Below are 21134 nucleotides of genomic sequence, written 5' to 3'. Positions count from 1 at the left end.
TTTTTTAGCAGAGATTGTCATTCATGATCAATGCCAAAGCTTTGGGTATCGCTTTCTGTCTGGTCAGGGATATCCATTTCAATCTGCATGGACCGTATGGTTTTTCAATCCGGCGATCCATTTTTCAGATCAAAGCCGCGTTTCTTTTCAGCTTTCTTTTTAAGGCCTTATCAAAGCCCGACAGGCTTCAGGCCTAATATTCATCGTCGTAGTAAGAATCGTATTCTTCGTAGTCGATGTCTTCATTCCAGGAAGCGTTCATTTCTTCTTCGAGTTCGTTATTTTCGATCTCCTCGAGTTCATCTTCCGTATAGATTGGATGCATCGTATTGAAGGTAGGTTTCTTCTTTTCAAAGCGGCGTTCTTCCTTCTTGTTGTCGTCTTTAGAACGATAAGGTTTGGAAGGGCGGGCTGGAGCAGAAGGTTCTGCTTTGGCAGGCTCTACGGTTTCAAATTTAGAAACGTAGTTGGTGCGTCTTTCTGCAAGAGAACGACGATTTTCCTTGGCAATACGGGCTGCCTCTTCAAGATCCTGAGCATTTTCAGATTTTGGAGCGCCGGCTGCTGGAACTGCTTCTTTTGTCGGAGCAGTCTGCTTCAGGGCTTCATCTTCAAAGACTTCATCCGATTCGAGTTCGCTCAGATGCGGCATCACAGCCGTCTGGCCAGAAGTGTTTTTGAGTTCTTCAATTCGCTGAGCCTGTTTATAGGCATGTTCCTGGGCTTTCTTTTCTTCGTATTCGTTATGCATCTTTTCGACAAGAGAGCGCCAGTCAAGACCAAGTTCATCCAGTTCTTCCTGAGAGCGAATATCGATTCGATGACCGGTTAATTTATAAGCCAGCTTTGCGTTCTGACCTTTTTTACCGATCGCTAAGGACAGCTGATTATTGGGAACAGCGGCCACCAGCGTTTTGCGCTGATCTTCGCGGACTCTTCCATCTTTCATAGGGCGGCGCGGGTTCTTGTCAGAAGGCAGTTTGTCGCCAGCATCTTCCGCTAAGAAAATTTCAACTCCCTGAGCTGGAGAGAGTGCGTTTTTCACGAGTTCCTGAATATCATCAGACCATTTGAAGATATCGATTTTTTCACCCTTCAACTCTTCAGAAATAGCGCGCACGCGCATACCGCCCTGGCCAATGCAGGCACCGATCGGGTCGATATTTTCGCGTTTGGAAACAACAGCCATTTTTGCACGCTGGCCTGGATCGCGGGCAATGGCTTTGATTTCGATTGTTCCCTGGTAGATTTCCGGGACTTCTTTTTCAAACAGACGCTTGATCATATCGTTGTCAGCACGGCTGACCATCACGATTGATCCTTTGGATTCTTTATCGACTTTGGAGATGATGACCTTGATCATTTCTCCTTCTTGATAGGTTTCAGTTGGAATCTGGTCAGATTTGCGCATGACGGCATCCGTAGCACCAGGCTGCAGCTTGCCATCTGGAGTTCCGCCTAAACGGACCATGACAAACTTGTTTTCAACAGATTCAACTTTACCAGTGACCATATCGCCGACTTTGTCCGAATACTTGTCGATGATTTCTTTCTTTTCGGCTTCCTTGATCTTCTGAAGCATAACGCTTTTTACAGTCGAAATATCACCACGGACAAAGTTGTCAATATCCGTTTCTTCTTCCAGAACATCTCCCACTTTTGGATTTGGCGTGATGTCTTTGGCTTCATCCACATCGAGCTGATAGTCCGGGAATTCAACGGTTTCTACGACATCCCACAAACGGTAAGCTTTAATGCGGCCATCCGTATCAAAAACTGTTTTAATGCGGGCATCATCAAGATCATTGCGTTTGCGATAGGCTTTTTCGATGGCTTCAGACAGGGCTTCTTCTACGACTTCCTTAGGCAGGTTGCGAAAGTTATGAAGGTTGAGAAACGCTGCCTGGGCGTTATCATTTTTCTTTTTTGTGTTGTTAGTTCCTTTTTTAGGCATATTTTCCTCTGTTGTTTTTTTACACTTTGACTGCACTTTTAATCAGCGCAATATTGGTTCGATCCACGCTCAGTTTCTTTGGGCGTCCTTTGATAAAGAAGCTTAATTTTAAAGCTTCTGGGCTGACTTCATCGAGTTTGGCAAGAACTTCATGAAAGCCGTCAACTGGCTCTTTCATTTTGACTGTGACATACTTGCCAACTTGAGCCTCGATCTGTTTTTCAGTTCTCAGTTCACGCTCAGCTCCCGGACTGCAGACTTCAAGCATATATTCCTGTGGAATTTCATCGGTTTCATCGAGACGCTTGGAAATCTCTTCCGAGCAGGCTGCACATAAATCAAGATCTACACCGCCATCTTCGCGATCGATCATGACGCGTAAAACTGGAGGTTTCATCTTTGTATCCCATTCGAGATCATACAAAGAACAGCCCTGTGCTTCGAGCAGTGGTTCGATCCAGGTTTTCAGATTCTCCATTTATACTCCTTATAAACCTTAGCGAGAATGAGTTTTTCATTCTCCAGACAAAATCTAAGGGAGCGGACCCCCGCTCCCTCAGGATTGATTCTGAAATCAGTTTAGCACCTGTTCAATTCTCCATCAAGCGAGGACAACCGGATGATTCTGAATTGAAAGTTTGATTTCTCTTTTACCTTGGCGGCTTTCTTTATTGGCTTGCAGGCCGCCTGCGAGTTGGTCAAAGATATGGATCCATTACTTGCCAGAAGTGCAGCTTTGAATAATCTTCGCGACTTCTGTGGCGGCACGGTTGGCATCATCATTGACCACCTGGTACTGATAGTTGTCTTTCTGGTCTAATTCCTTTTGCGCGGCTGCAAGTCTTGCCTGAATCTTGGCTTCATCTTCAGACTTGCGGCCGATCAGACGTTTTCTGAGGTCTTCCATCGTTGGGGGCACCAGGAAAATCGAAACAGCTTCAGGATATTTTTCCATCACCTGCTTAGCGCCATTCACTTCAATTTCCAGCAGGACATTTTTTCCCTGGGCCATCCAGTCTTCCAGCTGTTTTTTAGGCGTTCCATAAGCATTGTTGGTATAGCCGGCATATTCAACAAAGCCATCTTCGTCAATATTTTTCTGGAATTCATCCTGGCTGACGAAGTGATACGTTACGCCTTCGATGTCTTCAGGCCGGGGATCCCGGGTAGTCCAGCTGACCGAATTGACTAGATTCAGGGCATCAAGATCCAGCATTTTCCGGATTGTTCCCTTTCCGACGCCACTTGGGCCGCTTAAAACAATAATTTTTGGTTCACTCATAAACACAGACTCCTTTTCTGAACAAAACGGGTTGTTTCAACTTGGGTTGGATACTAACAGTTTAACTGGAATGCATCCAAAATGATTCCAGAAGCCAGCTGGAAAGCAATTCTTGATGCCTTGCGTTCATCTGCTGACTGCTCATCGATCAGCCACCAGCCGTTTTCTGAAGATTTTTGGCCATTGGCTGAAGTCACCCAAAACTCTGGTTTGTCACGCGTAGTTTAAAAATTCTATAATAGCACTCTTCTTTTGCAGCGACGTTCTTTTGACCAGGTTTAGAAATTTCACATCTTTCTTTTCTGACTATGCAAATTTTTTACCGAACTTTTTCCAGTTTCTTACCAAATCTGTCTTCAGGATTAACATCAATCTTCTATACTGGCCGCGTGAAAACGAGGTATGAACATGAAATCCAGAAAAACAACTCTTCAAAAACTTGGGGCCGCTGCCTTAGTGATGATGCTTAGCGGCTGCAGCCAGTCCCAGCCGGCTTCTTCTTCAGCCAGTACAATTTCTGTATTGAGCCGGGAAGAGGGCAGCGGAACCCGATCGGCTTTCAGCGAATTGTTCCAGCTGGAAAAAGAGGGTCAGAATCTGATCGTTCCTGATGCTGAAATCACCAATTCAACCGCAGTCATGATGGCCACCGTCAGCCAGAATCCAAACGCAATCGGCTATATTTCGCTGGGCAGTCTCAATGACAATGTCAAAGCCTTAGCCATTGACGGCGTAAAACCCAGTGTTGAAACCATCACTGATGGAACTTATTCTATCAGCCGTCCGTTTCTGATTGCCCAAAAAGAAGGAGTCCAGAACGCTCTGGCTGATGACTTTAAAGCCTTCATTCTAAGCTCGCAGGGGCAGAAAATTATTGCGGATGCAGGCTATGTGCCTGCTGGTGACTTGGGTGAGTGGGCCAGCGCGGGAATCAGCGGCTCCCTGAGTGTCGGCGGATCCTCTTCGGTCACGCCAGTGATGGAAAAGCTGGCTGAAGAATACCAGAAACAAAACGACCAGGCAGAAATTTCTGTTTTACAGACTGATTCTTCGACTGGAGCAAGTTCAACCGCCCAAGGTGTCTATGATCTTGGAATGCTCTCGCGGCAGCTGAACGATGAAGAGAAAAGCCAGTCTTTAACCAGCACACCAATCGCTCAGGATGGAATCGCCCTGATTGTCAGCCAGGATAATCCGGTGGACGGATTAAGCAAAAGTCAGGTTCAAGAAATTTATTCCGGGGCCATTACGGACTGGAGCGCCCTGAACTAGCTATGGAATCGAATCGAAAAGAGACCTGGTTACAGCTTCTGTTTGCCGGATGCGCTGCTCTTTGCATTTTGAGTGTGGCACTGATCTGCTGGTTTCTGTTTGCCAATGGACTGCCGGCCATCGTGGAAATCGGCCCGCTGAACTTCCTGTTTTCGACAGACTGGTCCCCTTCGCAAGGACAATATGGAATATTTGCCATGATCGTTGGCTCCATCTGTCTGGGACTGGGAGCCGCCCTCTTTGGTGTCCCGCTTGGGGTCCTTACAGCAATTTACCTGGCTTACTATTGCCCGAAAAAACTTTATGGCCCTTTCAAGTCAGCAATTGATCTTCTGGCTGGGATTCCAAGTATTGTCTTTGGATTTTTTGGTCTGGTCGTTCTGGTGGGATGGATGCAAAAAGTCTTTGTTGGATCGAGCGGCAAAGGGATTCTTTGTGCTTCCCTGCTTTTGGCCATCATGATTTTGCCAACAATTGTGTCCGTCAGCGAAAACGCCCTGCAAAGCATTGATCCTTCCTTCTATGAAGCCAGCCGGGCTCTGGGCGCCGGGCATGACCATACTGTCTTTTTTGTCTGCGTGCCGGCGGCTGCCCGCGGAATTGGAACCGCCATCGTTTTAGGCATCAGCCGGGCGATCGGAGAAACCATGGCCGTCATCATGGTGGCTGGAAATGCAGCCATTCTGCCCACCAGTATCCTTTCACCGGTCAGAACTCTGACCACAGGAATCGTACTGGAAATGTCCTATGCATCCGGACTGCACCGCCAGGCGCTGATTGCGATGGGCACCGTCCTGTTTATTCTGATTCTGATCATGAATATCGGATTTTTTAAAACTCGTCATCAAAAGGGATGACAAGGAGAATCAAAGTCAATATGAAACCTTTATTGCCGACAACTGTCATCACGCAGCCCGCCTTCCTGCCTGTTTCCAAATCGCACACCCGGTCTTGCGCTGATCTGTTTAAAAAGAAGACGGATCACATTGGGCTGGCTTTACGAATTCTCTGTTCTCTGGCTGCTTTTTGTTCCATCTTCATTCTGGCTGGACTGATCCTTTACATTCTGGTCAATGGGATTCCATGGCTGAAAGCAGATCTGTTTTCCTGGACCTATACCACCGAAAATGTATCGATGATGCCGGCCATCCTCAACACGATACTGATGATTGCGGCTACTCTGGTGATTGCTTTGCCCGTTGGCATTGGGGCGGCCATCTATCTGGAAGAATATGCCAGACCTGGTTCAAAATTCGTGGATCTGGTTTCCATCACCGCCCAGACGCTGGCTGGAATTCCCTCTATTGTCTTTGGTCTGTTTGGCATGCTGTTGTTTGGCTACGCTCTTCACCTCGGACTGTCCTTGCTTTCCGGAATTTTGACCCTGGCCATTCTGGTGCTGCCTTTGATTCTGCGAACTGCTCAGGAAGCCCTGCATGCCGTACCGACATCCATGCGTGAAGCCAGCTTTGCATTGGGAGCCGGCCGGGTGCAGACAATTTTCAAAGTTGTTCTGCCCCAGGCGGCCAGCGGTATCTTTTCCGGGATTCTGCTGGCCTCAGGTCGAATTTTAGGAGAATCAGCTGCGTTGATCTACACTTCAGGAACGCTTGCCAAAGCGTCCTTCAATCTGCTTGATCCAGGAGCCACTCTTTCCGTTCATCTGTACAAGCTTCTCAATGAAGGTCTGTATATCCATCAGGCCAATGCGGTAGCTGTGGTGCTGTTAGTCTTCTGCATATTGACGAACCTGGCTCAGAAACTGATTCAAAGAAAAATGACGAAAGGACACTGATGATGAATCCAAACATTTTACAGGCTCATGACGTTCAGGTCAGCTACAACGGTAAGCCTGCTCTTCATAAAGTTTCGATGGAAATTCCTGAATATTCTGTCACCGCCCTGATCGGCCCAAGCGGATGTGGAAAATCTACTTTTCTGCGCTGCCTAAATCGAATGAATGATCTGATTGCGGGCTGTAAAGTTGAGGGAGAAATATTGCTGGATCAAAAAAATATAAATGGAAATGTAAACCTCAATGCTCTTCGCAAACGCGTTGGCATGGTCTTTCAGAAACCCAATCCATTTCCGATGAGCATTTTTGATAATGTCGCCTATGGTCCGCGAACGCATGGCGAAAAAAATAAAGCAAGACTGGAAGCCATCGTGATCGAAGCACTCAAACAGGCTTCTCTGTATGAAGAAGTCAAGGACGATCTGAAAAAATCCGCCTTATCTCTTTCCGGCGGGCAGCAGCAGCGCTTATGCATCGCCAGAGCTCTGGCGGCCGAGCCGGAAATTCTGCTGATGGACGAGCCAACCAGCGCACTGGATCCAATTTCAACCGCGAAAATTGAAGAACTCTGCCTGGAACTGAAGAAACACTATACAATTATCATCGTCACCCATAACCTTCAGCAGGCAATGCGGATTGCCGATCAGACAGCTTTCTTTTATCAAGGCGATCTGATTGAATACGCTGACTCGAAAACATTATTTACCAATCCTGCTATGCAAAAAACCAAAGACTATATCACTGGCGTCTTTGGCTGATTGTTTATTATTATTTGGAATTGATACCATCTGGCAATCAAAGCAGATCCTCTTTTTTCAGCTCAGATCAGCTCTTTGACTGGTCTATCCTCTGGATAAAAATTCGATTGCTCATGAAACTTTGCGGCAGATGAATAAGCAAGATACTGGATACTTCAACGTATCCTTTTTTTCGGCTTTGACTTTCCAGTCTGATCTTTCCAATCCGGTTTCTCTTTTGAGTCCTTTCAAATTCTAGAAGGCAGGCAGATTCTCCGGCCATGCACCAGCCAGATCCACTTCGCTTTCTTCCTGAGGAAGCGGTTGATTAAAGAAATCAATCCAGAACTGTGTATTCATCCCTTCAAGAACTCGAATCGCCCCAACGTTCTGTCTTCCTTCAAAATCTGTATTGCTCCACTCGATGACAGCCCCGCTTGAAACGACGGTAAACGTGCCCACACAATCAGGCGGGATGGTATTTCCAAGTTTAACATAGCGGGAATTGCTGATGGCCTCGGACAGTGCGTCGCGATCTGTCACTTTCCAGGCATACTGGCGATGAACATCAGACTTGGCATTTTCCCAGACGTCAAAATAGTCTGGAAATTCGCGAAGAAGCAGAAATGAGTCCAAAGACAAGACTGCCTCAACATCACTTTGAATCTGCGCATTAAAATCGTCTCCAAACTCAGAATCTCTCTCAAAGCTGCTTCCAACGTGATAGATCGTTCCCTGATTTCGTCCCATATTCACTTGCGTCCGGCGGCCATTTCTGGTTTGGGCAACATAACACCAGCCAATTCCGCCATTTAAGTAATCCTCCATCAGAGTAATCTCATATAAAGCGTTTTCTTCCTTAAAGATGATGGTCCAGTGTCCTTGCAACGTTCGATAGTTGACAATGACTGCCGGGCTTTCAAATTCCTCTTTTGCGCTTTGCAGCGCGCAGGAACTCATCAGCCGATACAGCAGTCCCTTTTCTGTTGAGGCATTCGCTGTCAAAGACTGCTGGTCTGGGATTTTCTCTGCCAGATCGGCGTAGGATTCATCAGCGGCTTTTAATGGCAATAAATGGCAGCCGCCTAACCAAAGACTGGCGGCAAGCAGAGTAATGAGTGTTTTCTTGATCAAAGCCATATGTTGTTCTCCTTTTTTACAGCCAGAAGTCGATGATCGCTTTGAGGCTTTTAATGGTTCAAAACCTGAATTTGTCTCTGTTCGTCAAAGCGAGCGGCTGTTTTATTCTTATTTTACAGGATGTTCAATCGTTTTAGTTTAAACGATTGATACGTCAATCCTATCTAACGAAGAATTCAATATATCAATCGCCGGTTTTATTTTTTACTCTGATTTCAACTCGCGCTCTTGGATACCGGACTTTTCATTTCGACCAGTTCTCATCTTCCTGACAACAAGCCTGTCACCTGATATATTGAAAACATCCTGTCAAAATGGTCATTGGTCCTGTAATATAAGGACTTATGATCGTCTGGAAAGGAGTTTTTTATGCCTTTTGATGGAATGCTTCTCAACCGCGTCGTTCGTGATTTAAAAAAATACGAAGGCGCAAAAATCGGAAAGATTCAGTGTCTGTCTGATGAAGAAGTTCTGTTTTATTTACATAAACCCCAACTGGGGTCCACCCGCCTGGCTTTGTCTGCTCATTCCAATACATGCCGGCTCTATCTATGCTCAAACCAGAAAGAGCCGCTTCCTAACCCGAGCGCATTTGTCATGATGCTGCGCAAACGGATCAGCCAGGGATATATCACTGAGATTGAACAGATGGGATATGACCGTCTGGTTCGATTCCATATCAGTGCTGCCAATGAATTATCAGATCGGGTTGAATACGATTTGTATGCAGAAATGATGGGAAAATATGCCAATCTGGTTCTGGTCGATTCTGCCACCAATACCATCATTGACTGCCTCAAGCGAATCCCAGTCTTTGAAAATTCAAAGCGTCTGCTTCATCCTGGTGCCGAATATACTCTGCCGGAAAAACCAGATCGCTATGACCCCCTTCACCCGGGTCCTCTGAACCTTGAAAAGAGTCTGGTCAGCCAGATTGAGGGCTTTTCCCCAACACTTTCAAGAGAATTTCTCTTCCGCATGCAAAATGGACAGTCCTATGATCAGATCATGGAAGAACTCGAAGCGTCCCCCAGTCTCTACACCTATAACAAGGAGTATCACTGCCTGCCTCTGACTCATCTTAAGCAGCCAGAAAAAGCAATGCCGCTGATGGAAGGACTGGAGCGATTGTTTGAAGCCGATGAAACCCGTAAGCGGATTGCCTTACAGTGCGGGGATGTCTTTAAAGCGGTCGACCGAGAAGTCAAAAAACTTTCCCGCAAACTGCCCCGGCTGGAAGAAACCCTGGAGCAGTCCCAGGACTATGACCGCTATCGGCAGTATGGCGATGTTCTGTTTGCTAATCTGTACCTGGAAAAGAAACCCATTATGGAACTGCCTTCTTTTGAAGAAGAGGGGGTTATACTTTCCATTCCGATTGATATGCGCTATTCACTGAAAGACAATGCCAATCTGTTCTACAAGAAGTATCATAAGCTCAAACGCTCCATTGAAATCCTCAATGAACAGATCGAAGAATGCCAGGACCAGATCGACTACTTTGAAACGCTCAAAGAGCAGCTCAACTATTGCACTGCAGATGACGTTCTCGAAATCCGTCAGGAACTGGCAGGCCGTCATTTCATGCGTCTGAAGCAGAGCAGCACCCGCCAGAAACGCAAAAAGATGCCCAACATCATCGAAATCCGGATGGGCGATGCGACGATTTATGCGGGCAAGAATAACCTGCAAAACCAGTACATCACCTGGAATCTGGCCCACCGCAGCGATTTATGGTTCCACGTTAAGGATTACCATGGCTCGCATGTCGTGTTACGAAGCGAAAATCCCACGGAAAATGAGATTCGGTTTGCGGCCAGCCTGGCTGCCTGGTTTTCCAAAGGACGCAATTCTTCAAGTGTACCCATCGACTACACCCGCATCTCGAATCTGAAAAAAGTCCCGAAAAAAGGACCTGGATTTGTCACGATGAAATCCTATCAGACCATTTATATTGATCCGGATGCCCAAAAGATCGAAGCGGCCATCAAATCCCGCCAAGTCGATGAAGAGGAGACGTTCTAGTCTGTTTTTTTCTGGAAGTGCTTTTCAAAGCGATACTGGGGCTGCGCGATACTGGGGCTGCGCGATACTGGGGCTGCCCCATTTCTTTAGCCATTCCACCTATACCAAATATCAAAAGCAAAACCGTCGTCTGTTTTCAGGCGGCGGTTCTTTTTGGCAGCAGCATTTTCAGAAAGTCCAGACTCTTGAGGCGATAGTCATTGTGATAGACCAGCCAGTCTAACAAAAACACCAGAAATGGCAGATCCCATTGAAAGGAATAGAGCACATCGAGCTGATCCTCCCTGATCTTGACCAGACCCCGAAGTTTGATCAGGTCATCTCTGGAAAAGATCTGATCTCCCTGCTCTGGATCCAGATGTTCTTTACAGACAAAGCCGCCGTTTTCGATTGAGATACCGGCAATCTTGGTTTTTGTCTGGCAGACTACACATTCATCGACATCCATAATCGTTCCGGTTTTCTTTAAAATGCCCGTCACAATCCGGCAGGCATGAAGCAGGGCCCGATTCATCTCGCTTTGCTGGACACTCGACCAGAAGGCTTCCAGATGAGCGTAAAGATCCGGGTCAATGCCAAATGATTCAATCAGGCTGGTCAAGATCGAACTGACTGTCTGCATTTCCAGCGATTCCCCGACTTTCCAGTACGACTTTTCGACGGAACCATTGATCAGAAACATCATATTTTTCGAATACTTCGGATCATAGTTGAGAATGACCCGTGAAAACGGCATAGCCAGTCTTCGGTTTTTAGAAGACTGCGACTGGATGCCGCGGGCATAGACCGAATAGACTTTTTCTGGCGTGGCGATATGAAGAATTCCATTGCGGTCTTCATAATCGATCATCGACAGAACCAGACCTTCAACTTTTGGCTCTCCCTGTTCACTGACGGGAAACTGCTGCACTTCATTCATATTTTCGTCCTTCCTGTTTTGTTTCTTTTGTTCCTGTTCCAGTTCTGCTTTCCGTATTCATGGTGGAAAAAATCCCGGCAGGCAAATTCCTGTCGGGAATGTTGATGAACACAGTTCTTCGGATCAGCCAAAACACAGAAAGCGGGCCAGAATGGTTAGTTTTCAGAAAGTTCATCCAGACCGAATTCTTTGATCTTGGACTCTTTGTTGCGCCAATTCTTTTCAACCCGGACATATAATTCCATGTTGACTGGCTTTTTCAGCTTTTCCTTGATTTCTTTTTGAGCGGCCAGGCGGATCTCACGAATCATATCGCCGCCTTTGCCAATCAGGATGCCTTTTTGAGAATCGCGGTCGACGATAACCAGAAAGGAAAGATAGACTTTGCCATTCTTTTCTTCCATGCTCTCAAGCAATACCGCGACCGAATGCGGAATTTCTTCATGGGTTTTCTGCAGAATTTTTTCCCGGACGAGTTCACAGAGCTGGAAAACCAGTCCGTGATCACTCTTCATCTCACTTGGATACAACGGCAGGCCTTCTGGCAGATACTTACGGAAGACTTCCAGAACCGTTTCCAGGTTGTCATGTTTTAAAGCCGACAGAGGAACGATGTCTGCAAAATCATAAATTTTGCTCCAGTAAGCCAGACGTTTGAGCAGTTTTTCTTTGTTGAGGCGGTCAACTTTATTAACCAGCAGAACAACTGGTTTGCCGGCCTCTTTCAGACGGTTTAAGACAAACTCATCGCCAGGCCCAAAAGCCTGGGTCACATCGACAATCCAGCCGATGACATCCGCATCTTCGATGGCAATATAGGCATTTTTATTGAGCACTCGTCCCAGTTCCTGCTGGGGTTTATGAATGCCCGGCGTATCCATAAAGACATATTGGGTATCATCATTGGTCAGAATCCCCGCAATGTTATTGCGGGTTGTATTCGGTTTATCGGACATGATGGCCACTTTTTCATGAAGCAAAGCGTTCATCAGAGTCGACTTGCCGGCATTTGGCCGGCCGACAATGGCGATCACGCCAGATTTAAAATTTTCCATTCAAAAAACCTCACTTAAATCCACTTCGTCATCCATTGGATCAATGGTGGAAGAAAAACAACAACACCGACCAGAAAGGCAAAGCAGGAAACGACAAAGACAGCCGAAGCAGCCATATCTTTGATGACCCGTGCTTTTTCGTTGCGCTCCAGACTGATATAGTCGATGGTTTTTTCAATGCAGGAATTAAAAATTTCTGCCATGATCACCAGCGCCACCGCTAAAGCAACCCATAACCATTGGTCGATGCGAATCTGAAAAAGAAATCCAGCTAAAACTGCAATCCCTGCTGCAATGAGCTGCCAGCGGATACTTTTATCGTGCAGCCAGCCATAGCGGATTCCCGCAAATGCATACCTGAATCTATCGATCAGCCACGCCATGCAGAATTTCCTTCTGGAGGCCGAACATGACTTCTTCGTCTTCCTTTGTCATGTGGTCATAGCCCATCAGATGAAGCAGCCCATGACAGAAAAGGAAACAGGATTCCCTGCGGGTGGAGTGACCGTACTCTTTGGCCTGATCTTTGATTGCCTGAGTGTTGATAAAAATATCTCCCAGTTCATTCTCCTCTTCTTCGATCAGGATATTACTCGCATCATCCTGCATAGCAAAGGAAATCACGTCCGTCGGCCGATCGACATTTCGATAGTCCCGGTTCACTTCATGAATCTGCTGGGGTGAGCAGAAAATCACTGAGCAGACAAGATTCTCGCTGCGATTGAGAAACTTTCCTGCTTTTTCCATAATCGCCAGATAGTCCGTTTCATAATCATGATCCGGTACTTCTGGATTGAGTTGAGTAAATACGATTTCCATGTCTCTATTCTATACCACGATTGATATTCGGCCCGGTCTGTGGCGCCAATTCCCTTTGGCCGATCCGAGTGCGGGGGTTTACAAAATACAAAAAGGCGATTTTCCGAAGTGGAGAATCGCCTGAATCTGTTTTGGTCAGAGATCGAAACGAAATAAAAGTGAAAATACGGTTCGAAATTACTTGGTGGTTTCGCGAATCAGCGGCGAAGCCTGAATTTCAATGCTCTTTTCAACACCTTTATCATCGTTGCTGACTAGCATTTTCGTTAACATACGCATAGCCAGTGCACCCATATCGTAATCTGGAATGTTGTAAGCCGTAATGGTCGGCCGCATCATTGGCAGATATTTGGAGTCGAGGATGGTGATGATCTCGAGATCTTCCGGAACTTTATAGCCGTTTTCTTTGGCGGCATTCAGCAGGGCAATAGCCTGGGAATCACGGAAGCAGATATTGAGCTTGTGAGGTTTATTTTCTTTGAGATAATCAGAAAAATATTCGTAGCTGGTCTTGTAGGTATCGTTGTAGGAAAGATAGTTCTCAAACTCTTTTCCAGCTTCTTTAAAGGCCTCTTCAGCCCCTTTTTTCATCTGCTTCATCATGGAAAGATTCAGTTTATCTTCCACGATGGCGATATCATCGATTCCTTTGGCAAAATAGTCCTTGACCAGCTGACTGGCAATTTTTTCAATGTCTACATAGACATTGCCGACATGGTCATGCTTTGGACCGTCAAATTTACCACCGACAATCACCATTGGAATCTTATATTCATTGAGGACATTCATCTCTTCTTCGGAGAAGTTGTCATTGAATAAAATAACACCGTCTACACGGGATTTGATGATGGATTCAATCACATCCTGCATCTTGGAGATGCCTTTGGATGTGGTATGAAACATGACATTGTAATGGTAGATATTGGCAACGTCCATCAGACCATTGAGAATTTTGGCGTTGTAAGCCAACAGCTTTTCCGACATAACGATCGAAACCGTTGTAGTTTTGGACAGAGCAAGCCCCTGAGCAACTGCGTTTGGTTTATAGCCAAGTCGTTCGATAACTTCCTGAACGCGCAGCCGAGTATCTTCTCGAACAACGCTCGAATCGTTAATAACACGGGATACAGTGGCCAGAGAGACATCCGCCTCTTTGGCTACATCATAAATTGTGATTCGCTTCATTGATGATCCTCGGTCCTATCATCCTGTTCTGGTAAATCAGGCAGGTCTTCATCTTTATGGGCTGGTTCAAAGAATGATTTCAGTCCGCTGAAGATCGATTCATTCAGACGGCTGAGTCCTTCTTCGGACCGGTCAACAATTGTTTTCAGTGTTTCACTGTGGCGCAGATCGTCAACACGGCTGTCAACAAAGTCAGCGGCTTTCTTGAACTCTGGAACTTCCATGAGTTTGTCATAACCATACTGTAAGCCATCCGCAATCATGCTGCCGGCACCGATTAAGAAATCATGACCGGATTCCATGGTCTTTTTGAACTGTTCACTTTGGGCAACACTGATTACACTGGCTCTTGTCTTTTCAAGCACATCATTGACTTTCGTCGCCGCTGCTTTCATTTCAGCTTTAATGCGTTCTGGCTGGGTGTTGTGTTTGAGCCATTCATCAAGCTGGCTGAAGATGTCTTCGAGCTTCTTTTCCGCATCGTCGACAACTTCTTCATTCTGTTCGTTTCCGCTTTCCCGCATGGCTTCCAGTGCCTTCTGGCTGGCTTTTTCCATTTCGTCAATGGCAGCAGCGCGGGCATCTTCGCTTGCGGTCTGCTCAGAATCAGCTGGCGTTTCTGGAGCAGTCTTGGCTTCTTCTGGTTCAGATTCAGCCGGGGCTGTCGTCTCAGGAGCCTTTTCAGATTCTTCTTTTGGATCTGGCAGTTCTGGCAGTTCGTTTTCAATTAAATTTTTTTCTTCATCCATATTCAGTCTCCTGTTCTTGCGGGTTTATCGGCATCCTTAGAGGAGATGTCTTTGGCAATGACATCTTCATCCTTGACAATGCTGTTGAGATCTTCAGTGATTTTCTGAAAATCTGCCTGGATTGCATCAGCGTCACGGACTTCCTGGGTCTGTGATGGAGTGCTGGCTTGCTGACCCGTCTCTTTTTTCAGCTTGCCGCCAATCACTTCTGTTCCTTTGGAGAACACATTGATGGCACCCATTGCTGCACGTTTTGCGGAAGCCTGGACTTCGTTAACGGTATTGGATACCTGGCCGACAGTGTCCAGCGGGGTTTCCAGTTTGATCAGATCCCGGTTGACCGCTTTGAGTGTCTCCTGCAGTTCGCCCATCGTATCGATGACAGACTTGAACAGCAGGACCAGATAGATGACTGCAATCACGCCGGCAATGCATAAGGCGATCCTTGCAAGATACATCAGGACATCCAGATTAATTGTCATACTCTTCCTTCCTTAACAAATGTTCTATTACCGTTGGATTATACCATCAATCAACGATTGTTATTTGCTGGAATGAAAAAATTTTCAAAGCTTGAAAGGAACAGGGCGCTTTATGAGGTTTCCTGACCATTCGATGGTCATTTCGAACGTTTCCGACAGGAACAGATTTCAATTTTGCATTCCTGTTGATAAAGATGGCCATTTCTGGTCATCACATAGTCTTCGACATTCCTGCGCGTGTTTTTTCGCTTCTGGTCAGAATCCTTCATCGAATGGAAGCGTCCTGGATTCAGGAAGATGAAAATCGTTTCAGGCTTCGCTACCATTGTAGGCATTTTCAATGCGTCTTTGCGTAAGGAAAACCCACATTTCAAGAATGTCAGATTGGCCTGAATTCTTCGTAAATCCGGCCGGAATTGCTTGGAAATCCTTTCGAAAATTCATGGCTGGATTTTCGAATTGTCTGTCACAGAACAGAAATCACGTCCGGTTTCTTTAAATTTTATTTTTAGGCTGCAGCCATCCAATCTCAGCCTTCAAAATTCAGTCTTTGCTTGAGCAGGTCTTTGAGCAGGTAGATATTCTTGCTGGACATAAACAGATAAACTGCCGGGCCGGCCTTTTCAAGAATTTCAGCACTGGCCTGATCAATCTCCAGCAGGCGACCGTTGGTCAGTCTGTCGAGCAGATCCTGAATGGTTACCGTGATGGTTTCATCTTCACGCTTGGCATTGGCACCAAAATCAAGGATAAAACTTTCGTCGGCTTCATTTAAGGAAGAAGCAAACCGATCCAGGAAGAACTGCAGCCGGGAATAGCGGTCTGGTTTGTACAGAGCAACGACTTTCTTGCCTGGGAAACGTTTGCGGGCCGAACGGATCATCTGCGAGATGGCCGTTGGATGGTGAGCATAGTCATCAATCAAAACCGAGTCTTTGACTTTTTCAATGACAAACCGGCGGGCAATCCCCTGGAAGTCTGCAATCTGGCGGGCAATTTCGTCAGCGGGCATGCCCAGTTCATGAGCCAGGACAAAGGCGCCTAAAGAATCCCAGACAAAAGGCAGGCCGGATTCATGCAAAACAAGGTGAGCGATAATTTCGCCATCTTTTTTCACATCCAGTTCGGACCCATTTTCGTTTTCAACCAGGTTCACCCCCTGATAGTCATTTTCCTCTTCCAGACCATAGGTGGTAACAGGAACCGGGTAACGGAGATCTTTGAGATAAGGGTCGTCACCAAAGATCACAGCGCGTTTTTTAATCTGGTTAGCAAAGCTCTGGAAGGCGGAGATGTAATCATCAAGATCTTTGTAGTAGTCGACGTGATCAAGTTCGATGTTGGTAATCAACGCGTAATCCGGATGATAAGCCAGAAAATGGCGCTTGAACTCACAGGACTCCAGAACAAAATATTCAGCATCTGCCGGCATATGGCCATGACCATCGCCAATCAGATAGCCAGCTGGTTTCCAGGCTTCCAGAATATGAGCCAGAAGGCCGGTTGTGGTGGATTTTCCATGACAGCCGGCTACACAGATCGATTCATAGTCTTCAAGCAGGCGGCCAAGGTATTCGTTATACCAGTAGACCGTGACATCATCCATCTGTAAAGCGCGCTCAATTTCCGGATGATCTTTCGAGAAAGCCAGACCGGCGATAACGGTATCGCCAGGCTGGATATTGTCGGCATCAAACGGAAGAATTTCAATTCCCCGCTCTTTTAAGCCATCTTCAGTAAATACATATTTCGTAATGTCGGAACCACAAACATCATGGCCAAGTTCATCCAGGATTTCTGCTAAAGCGGCCATGCCGGTTCCTTTAATTCCGGTAAAGAAAACTCTCATTATTTTTTGCTTCCTTTTTTCGCTTGTTCTTCCAGGACTGGTTCTAACAACTCAGCCCGGCTTGCACCGGCCCGATTTTTAGGGGTGCTCCCGCGTGAGAGATAGCTGCCAAGATCCGCTGTAAAAGCTGGCTTATTTGGCTTGTAGCTGACGCTGCTGGAAGCCGGACGGGCCGGGGCAGTCTTCTCTGCTTTTGAAGCAGGTCTGGCTTCTTTGGCTTCTGGTGCTGTGGTTTCAGCAGTCACCGAGGCGGCAGATGGTGTTTCAGTGGCCGGGGCAGCTTCTAAAGCAGGAGCAGCTTCGGCTTCCTGGTCAGGTTTGGCCGGGATTTCTTCTTTGCTTTCGGCATCGACGGCCTTTTCAAGAGCAGAATAACGCTCTGGCTGTTTATTGCGCGGTGCAGCTTTTTTTCCTTTCGAGGATGCCATGCCAAGTGATTTAGCAGCCTGAACCGGCTGGATTTTCTTTTTCTTGTTGGCGGGTACTGTCATCGTTCCATAGATTGGGGAGATGATTTCGACCATTTCTGTTGCATCCACAGGTTTTGGCAGATCAACCGCATTGTGCACCGCTTCCGGAATAATCTCCTCTTCCGCAAAGGTTCCGTAAATTGGCGAAATTACATTGGAGAAATCCTGACGGCCATAATTCGGCTGTGGTCGGTTCGCTGCGCGGCGCACGTTGCCGGCTGGTCTGGATTTTGGCGTTTCTTCCACCATCGCTTCATCAATTCGTGATAAGAAGCTGCTGGATTGTTCAGGCGTGCCAGGATTTACCTGTGGAGTGGTATAGAGTTCTTCAGCCGAATATAAAGAAGCGGCTGTTGAGACTGCCTGTGGATTTTGTGCATAAGGGTTGGTTGTTGGATAGACTGGAGCACTCTGGGCAGACTGTGGGGCTGGTGCAGACTGAGAAGCGGGTACTGCTTCTGGCTCAGAAGCAGATATGGAGGCTGCTTCTTCTTTTTTATGGAAAAAACTGCGTTTGGGTTCGTTCTGGACGACTTCCTCTTCTTCTTCGTAATCGTCTTCATCTTCTACGGTTTCATAGAGAAATGACTTCATCATATCTTTAAAGCCCATGCGTTACGCCTCCTTTACTGAATTTAAGAACTGCTGAATTTCCTGAGGGGTTTTGCGCAATTTCGAGACAAAACGACCCAATTCTTTTCCGCCTTTGAAAACGGTGAAAGATGGAATGCCAAGGATCTCCTGATCGATTGCTTCATCAAGCAGCTCGTCACGGTCTAGTTTATAGAAATCAAAGTCAGGGTTGTCTTTTTCAATCTGATCTAAGAAGGGGTACAGATAGACACAGTCTGGACACCAGCTGGCTGTCCATAAGAAGACGACTGGTCGGTCCGACTGCTTGAGAGAACTGACTTCTTCAGGGGTATGAATCTGTTTCATAATATTTATCACTTTCTTAAATTGCTTTCCGGATTACCGGTTCACTTATGGCCATTGTTCCAGACTGAACGATAGATTGGTTTGCCCTGAGAGACAAACTTCTGTTCATATTCGGTTAATGGATCTTCGGGATGTTCTTCTCTTCGAAAATCCACACTGATTTCTTCCATTTCAAATCCGGCTGCCAGAAAAGCCAGGGTTGAATATTCAAACAGGGACGGATTATCGGTTTTCATCACGATCTGACCATTGGAGCTGAGCAGATCATGATACTGCTTCAAAAAGGCAGGGGCTGTAAGTCTGCGTTTGGCATTGCGCTTTTTGGGCCATGGATCGGAAAAATTCAGATGGATGACATCCACTTCCCCTGGCTTGAACCACTGGTCCAGTTCGGCACCATCGCCATAAATCAGTGACAGATTGCCAAGAGCGGCTTCATCAAATTTCTTGGCAGCCAGACCGGCAGCACTTTCGTTTTTTTCTACAGCCGCAAACGTATCTTCCGGATACAGAGCAGCCATCGAGGCGGAATAGCCGCCTTTGCCGCATCCGATTTCAAGATGCAGCCTGCCTTGTGGCTGGTCCTCTTTCCAGCGGCCGATTTTTTCAGCTGGTTCAAACACCCGGGAGGCACTCTGGCTCAGATACTCTGCCGCCCAGGGAATGCGACGCATTCTCATTCGTTGGCCAGCCTTACGATCGCATCCGCATAAATAGCGATCGCTTCTTTTAAGGCATCCACACTGATGCCTTCATCAGCTTCGTGGCATCCACCAACGTGAACACCCTTTGGAGGTCTTACCCATGGCTTTTCAGGGCCAAAGGCAACAAAGTTGTCAAACATCTTGGCATAGGTGCCGCCGCCGATGGTAATGGCTGGAGAGAACGTATCGCCAGAATATTTCGCATAAGAAGCCATCAGGTCTTTGACCAGTTTGGAATTTGGATCGACAAATAACGGCTTGCCGGCATAAACAATCGCTGGTTTTACGTCCCTGGCAAAATCTGTGCAGGCTTCTTCAAATCCTTTGAGAATCTTTTCTGGTTCGGTATCGTTTGGATATCGAATGTCAATCAGGACATGGGCATGACCGTCATGAATCGTGATGATTCCAGGGTTCATCGTTAAAAAGCCCATGTAGACACCATTGACATCAATGCCTTCTGGAACACCCTTCCAGTCTTTGAGCAGTTCATACAACTCGCCGGCCAGTTTATCGTGATACGCATTGGCAATGTAGTTGAGCAGAAGAACACCGGAGTTGATGCCCATGTATGGCAAGGAACCATGAGCGGCTTTGCCTTCGGCATACAGATGCACTTTGCCATCTTCTACCCAGCCGCGGCCTTTCAGACCATTGGTCTTTAAGAAGAAGCTGTACAGATTTTCATCAAACTGATCTGTATTCAAAATGGCATCCGCTTTGGCAATCACAATATTGGGTCTGGTGCCGGCCTGGAAGTCTTCGATGATGGAAGGCTGGTCGGAATCAAGAGTGATATGCAGGTTGCCCTTTTCACCATAGATGACTGGGAATTCAGCATCTGGAGTAAAGCCCATTGTTGGAATTGGACCGGTCTTGACGTATTCCTGAATTCCACCCATGCCGCTTTCTTCATCCGTACCGGCAATCAGCATGACTTTGCGTTTTAAAGGAACGTTGAGATCCTTTAACATCTTCATCGCATAGTAACCAGCCAGAAATGGCCCTTTATCATCCAGAACACCGCGGCCGTACAGATAGCCCTGATCTTCGGTAACCGCAAGCGGATTTTTCGTCCAGCCATCTCCAAGAGGAACAACATCCAGATGGCCTAAAATTCCAACACTCTCCTGGCCATCACCCAAGGTAATCAGGCCTGCATAGCCATCGTAGTTTTTCGTTTCAAAGCCGTCTCGTTTACCCATTTCAAGCATCGTTTCCAGCGCTTTGGCCACATTAGGACCAAATGGCGCATTGGGCGCAGCATGTTCAACATCGCGGGTAGATTCGATTGAAACCAGATCATTGAGATCTTTTATATATTGATCAAAGTATTCGTCAGTAAGTTTTCTAAAATCCATTGTTGTTGCGCAGGGATCCCCACAAACTGAAACACAGCCAGGGGGGAAATGGCGCATGCCTCCTTTCAGCTTTATTTCGGATCCAGAACCTGTTTTAGGCGTTCCGATTCTTTGTATTCTTTCTTTATCCTTTATGCTTTTTCATTGTCCGGACTGATTCAGTCTTCCATCTGGCCAGGGCCTTAAGCAAAGACAGTCAAAAGTCACTTCTCAGACCATTCATCTTTTTCGTTTCACCATTCAGGATAGTTTTTAATCTGACAGAAAATCAGACGGGGCAGCCTGCAGCCCTCAGAAAACAGCCTTCAAGAACTGTCTGCCGGTTTCTTCCTTCTGTAAAAAGGAAGAAACCCATTCCTAAAGCTTTCATTCTGCTCCTTAACAGAACTATTCTATC

At 46.6% G+C, this 21134-nt stretch carries 22 protein-coding genes; 6 read left to right on the top strand and 16 right to left on the bottom strand.

Going from position 1 to position 21134, the window contains the following annotated elements; translation table 11 throughout:
* Positions 1–193: 193 nt before the first annotated feature.
* From nusA to gmk, 3 genes are all read right to left on the bottom strand, one after another.
* A complete protein-coding gene (gene nusA, locus U4956_RS14030) occupies positions 194–1954 on the bottom strand; it encodes a transcription termination factor NusA (protein ID WP_323091339.1) in 1761 nt (586 codons plus the stop codon).
* A gap of 19 nt (positions 1955–1973) precedes the next feature.
* Entirely contained in the window at positions 1974–2432 is a 459-nt protein-coding gene (rimP, locus tag U4956_RS14025; RefSeq protein WP_323091338.1) for a ribosome maturation factor RimP, read from the bottom strand.
* 237 nt (positions 2433–2669) lie between these two features.
* On the bottom strand, positions 2670–3236 hold the full coding sequence (gmk, locus tag U4956_RS14020; protein ID WP_323091337.1) for a guanylate kinase: 567 nt from the start codon (positions 3234–3236) through the stop codon (positions 2670–2672).
* An 81-nt stretch (positions 3237–3317) separates the two neighbouring features.
* On the opposite strand from gmk, the gene U4956_RS14015 reads away from it, so the two are divergent.
* From U4956_RS14015 to pstB, 5 genes are all read left to right on the top strand, one after another.
* Complete coding sequence (locus U4956_RS14015; RefSeq protein WP_323091336.1) at positions 3318–3464, top strand: hypothetical protein; 147 nt, start codon at positions 3318–3320, stop codon at positions 3462–3464.
* A gap of 180 nt (positions 3465–3644) precedes the next feature.
* On the top strand, positions 3645–4508 hold the full coding sequence (locus U4956_RS14010; protein ID WP_323091335.1) for a substrate-binding domain-containing protein: 864 nt from the start codon (positions 3645–3647) through the stop codon (positions 4506–4508).
* Between the two features lie 2 nt (positions 4509–4510).
* On the top strand, positions 4511–5365 hold the full coding sequence (gene pstC / locus U4956_RS14005) for a phosphate ABC transporter permease subunit PstC (RefSeq protein ID WP_323091334.1): 855 nt from the start codon (positions 4511–4513) through the stop codon (positions 5363–5365).
* Positions 5366–5385: 20 nt separating this feature from the next.
* A complete protein-coding gene (pstA, locus tag U4956_RS14000; RefSeq protein WP_323091333.1) occupies positions 5386–6303 on the top strand; it encodes a phosphate ABC transporter permease PstA in 918 nt (305 codons plus the stop codon).
* Positions 6303–7061: a phosphate ABC transporter ATP-binding protein PstB gene (gene pstB / locus U4956_RS13995; protein WP_395528915.1), complete on the top strand. Its 759-nt coding sequence runs from the start codon at positions 6303–6305 to the stop codon at positions 7059–7061. Before pstA ends, pstB begins: the two co-directional genes overlap by 1 nt.
* 234 nt (positions 7062–7295) lie before the next feature.
* Here the strand turns inward: pstB and U4956_RS13990 are convergent, their stop codons facing one another.
* The gene (locus U4956_RS13990) at positions 7296–8180 is read right to left on the bottom strand and encodes a hypothetical protein (protein ID WP_323091331.1); all 885 of its coding nucleotides are present in this window, start codon (positions 8178–8180) and stop codon (positions 7296–7298) included.
* A gap of 369 nt (positions 8181–8549) precedes the next feature.
* Between U4956_RS13990 and U4956_RS13985 the strand changes: the two genes are divergently transcribed.
* Complete coding sequence (locus U4956_RS13985; protein ID WP_323091330.1) at positions 8550–10205, top strand: Rqc2 family fibronectin-binding protein; 1656 nt, start codon at positions 8550–8552, stop codon at positions 10203–10205.
* 136 nt (positions 10206–10341) lie between these two features.
* On the opposite strand, the gene recO is transcribed toward U4956_RS13985, so the two are convergent.
* The 12 genes from recO to U4956_RS13925 form a co-directional block, all read right to left on the bottom strand.
* Positions 10342–11124, bottom strand: coding sequence for a DNA repair protein RecO (gene recO, locus U4956_RS13980; protein WP_323091329.1), 783 nt, complete (start codon positions 11122–11124; stop codon positions 10342–10344).
* A 155-nt stretch (positions 11125–11279) separates the two neighbouring features.
* Complete coding sequence (gene era, locus U4956_RS13975) at positions 11280–12179, bottom strand: GTPase Era (protein ID WP_323091328.1); 900 nt, start codon at positions 12177–12179, stop codon at positions 11280–11282.
* Positions 12180–12193: 14 nt separating this feature from the next.
* Positions 12194–12562 carry a diacylglycerol kinase family protein gene (locus U4956_RS13970; protein WP_323091327.1) on the bottom strand — a complete coding sequence of 123 codons (369 nt, stop codon included), beginning with the start codon at positions 12560–12562 and terminating at the stop codon, positions 12194–12196.
* Complete coding sequence (ybeY, locus tag U4956_RS13965) at positions 12543–12998, bottom strand: rRNA maturation RNase YbeY (protein WP_323091326.1); 456 nt, start codon at positions 12996–12998, stop codon at positions 12543–12545. Before ybeY ends, U4956_RS13970 begins: the two co-directional genes overlap by 20 nt.
* Before the next feature lie 177 nt (positions 12999–13175).
* A complete protein-coding gene (locus U4956_RS13960) occupies positions 13176–14183 on the bottom strand; it encodes a LacI family DNA-binding transcriptional regulator (RefSeq protein ID WP_323091325.1) in 1008 nt (335 codons plus the stop codon).
* Positions 14180–14932 (bottom strand): hypothetical protein, encoded by a 753-nt coding sequence (locus U4956_RS13955; protein ID WP_323091324.1) that lies wholly within the window; start codon positions 14930–14932, stop codon positions 14180–14182. The genes U4956_RS13960 and U4956_RS13955 overlap by 4 nt, the downstream gene beginning before the upstream one ends.
* 2 nt (positions 14933–14934) lie before the next feature.
* Positions 14935–15414, bottom strand: a complete 480-nt coding sequence (locus U4956_RS13950; protein ID WP_323091323.1) for a hypothetical protein — start codon at positions 15412–15414, stop codon at positions 14935–14937.
* A 529-nt stretch (positions 15415–15943) separates the two neighbouring features.
* Positions 15944–17263, bottom strand: a complete 1320-nt coding sequence (locus U4956_RS13945; protein ID WP_323091321.1) for a UDP-N-acetylmuramate--L-alanine ligase — start codon at positions 17261–17263, stop codon at positions 15944–15946.
* Positions 17263–18345, bottom strand: coding sequence for a hypothetical protein (locus U4956_RS13940; protein WP_323091320.1), 1083 nt, complete (start codon positions 18343–18345; stop codon positions 17263–17265). Before U4956_RS13940 ends, U4956_RS13945 begins: the two co-directional genes overlap by 1 nt.
* A 3-nt stretch (positions 18346–18348) precedes the next feature.
* Positions 18349–18684 carry a thioredoxin family protein gene (locus tag U4956_RS13935; RefSeq protein ID WP_323091318.1) on the bottom strand — a complete coding sequence of 112 codons (336 nt, stop codon included), beginning with the start codon at positions 18682–18684 and terminating at the stop codon, positions 18349–18351.
* Positions 18685–18713: 29 nt separating this feature from the next.
* Complete coding sequence (gene trmB, locus U4956_RS13930; RefSeq protein ID WP_323091317.1) at positions 18714–19352, bottom strand: tRNA (guanosine(46)-N7)-methyltransferase TrmB; 639 nt, start codon at positions 19350–19352, stop codon at positions 18714–18716.
* Complete coding sequence (locus U4956_RS13925) at positions 19349–20737, bottom strand: Sapep family Mn(2+)-dependent dipeptidase (RefSeq protein ID WP_323091316.1); 1389 nt, start codon at positions 20735–20737, stop codon at positions 19349–19351. Before U4956_RS13925 ends, trmB begins: the two co-directional genes overlap by 4 nt.
* Positions 20738–21134: the final 397 nt, after the last annotated feature.

The sequence above is a fragment of the Allobaculum sp. JKK-2023 genome, assembly GCF_034745455.1.
GTDB lineage: Bacteria > Bacillota_I > Bacilli_A > Erysipelotrichales > Erysipelotrichaceae > Allobaculum.
The sequence above is the reverse complement of the archived record's forward strand: the minus strand, read 5'-3'. Positions and strand labels throughout refer to the sequence as shown.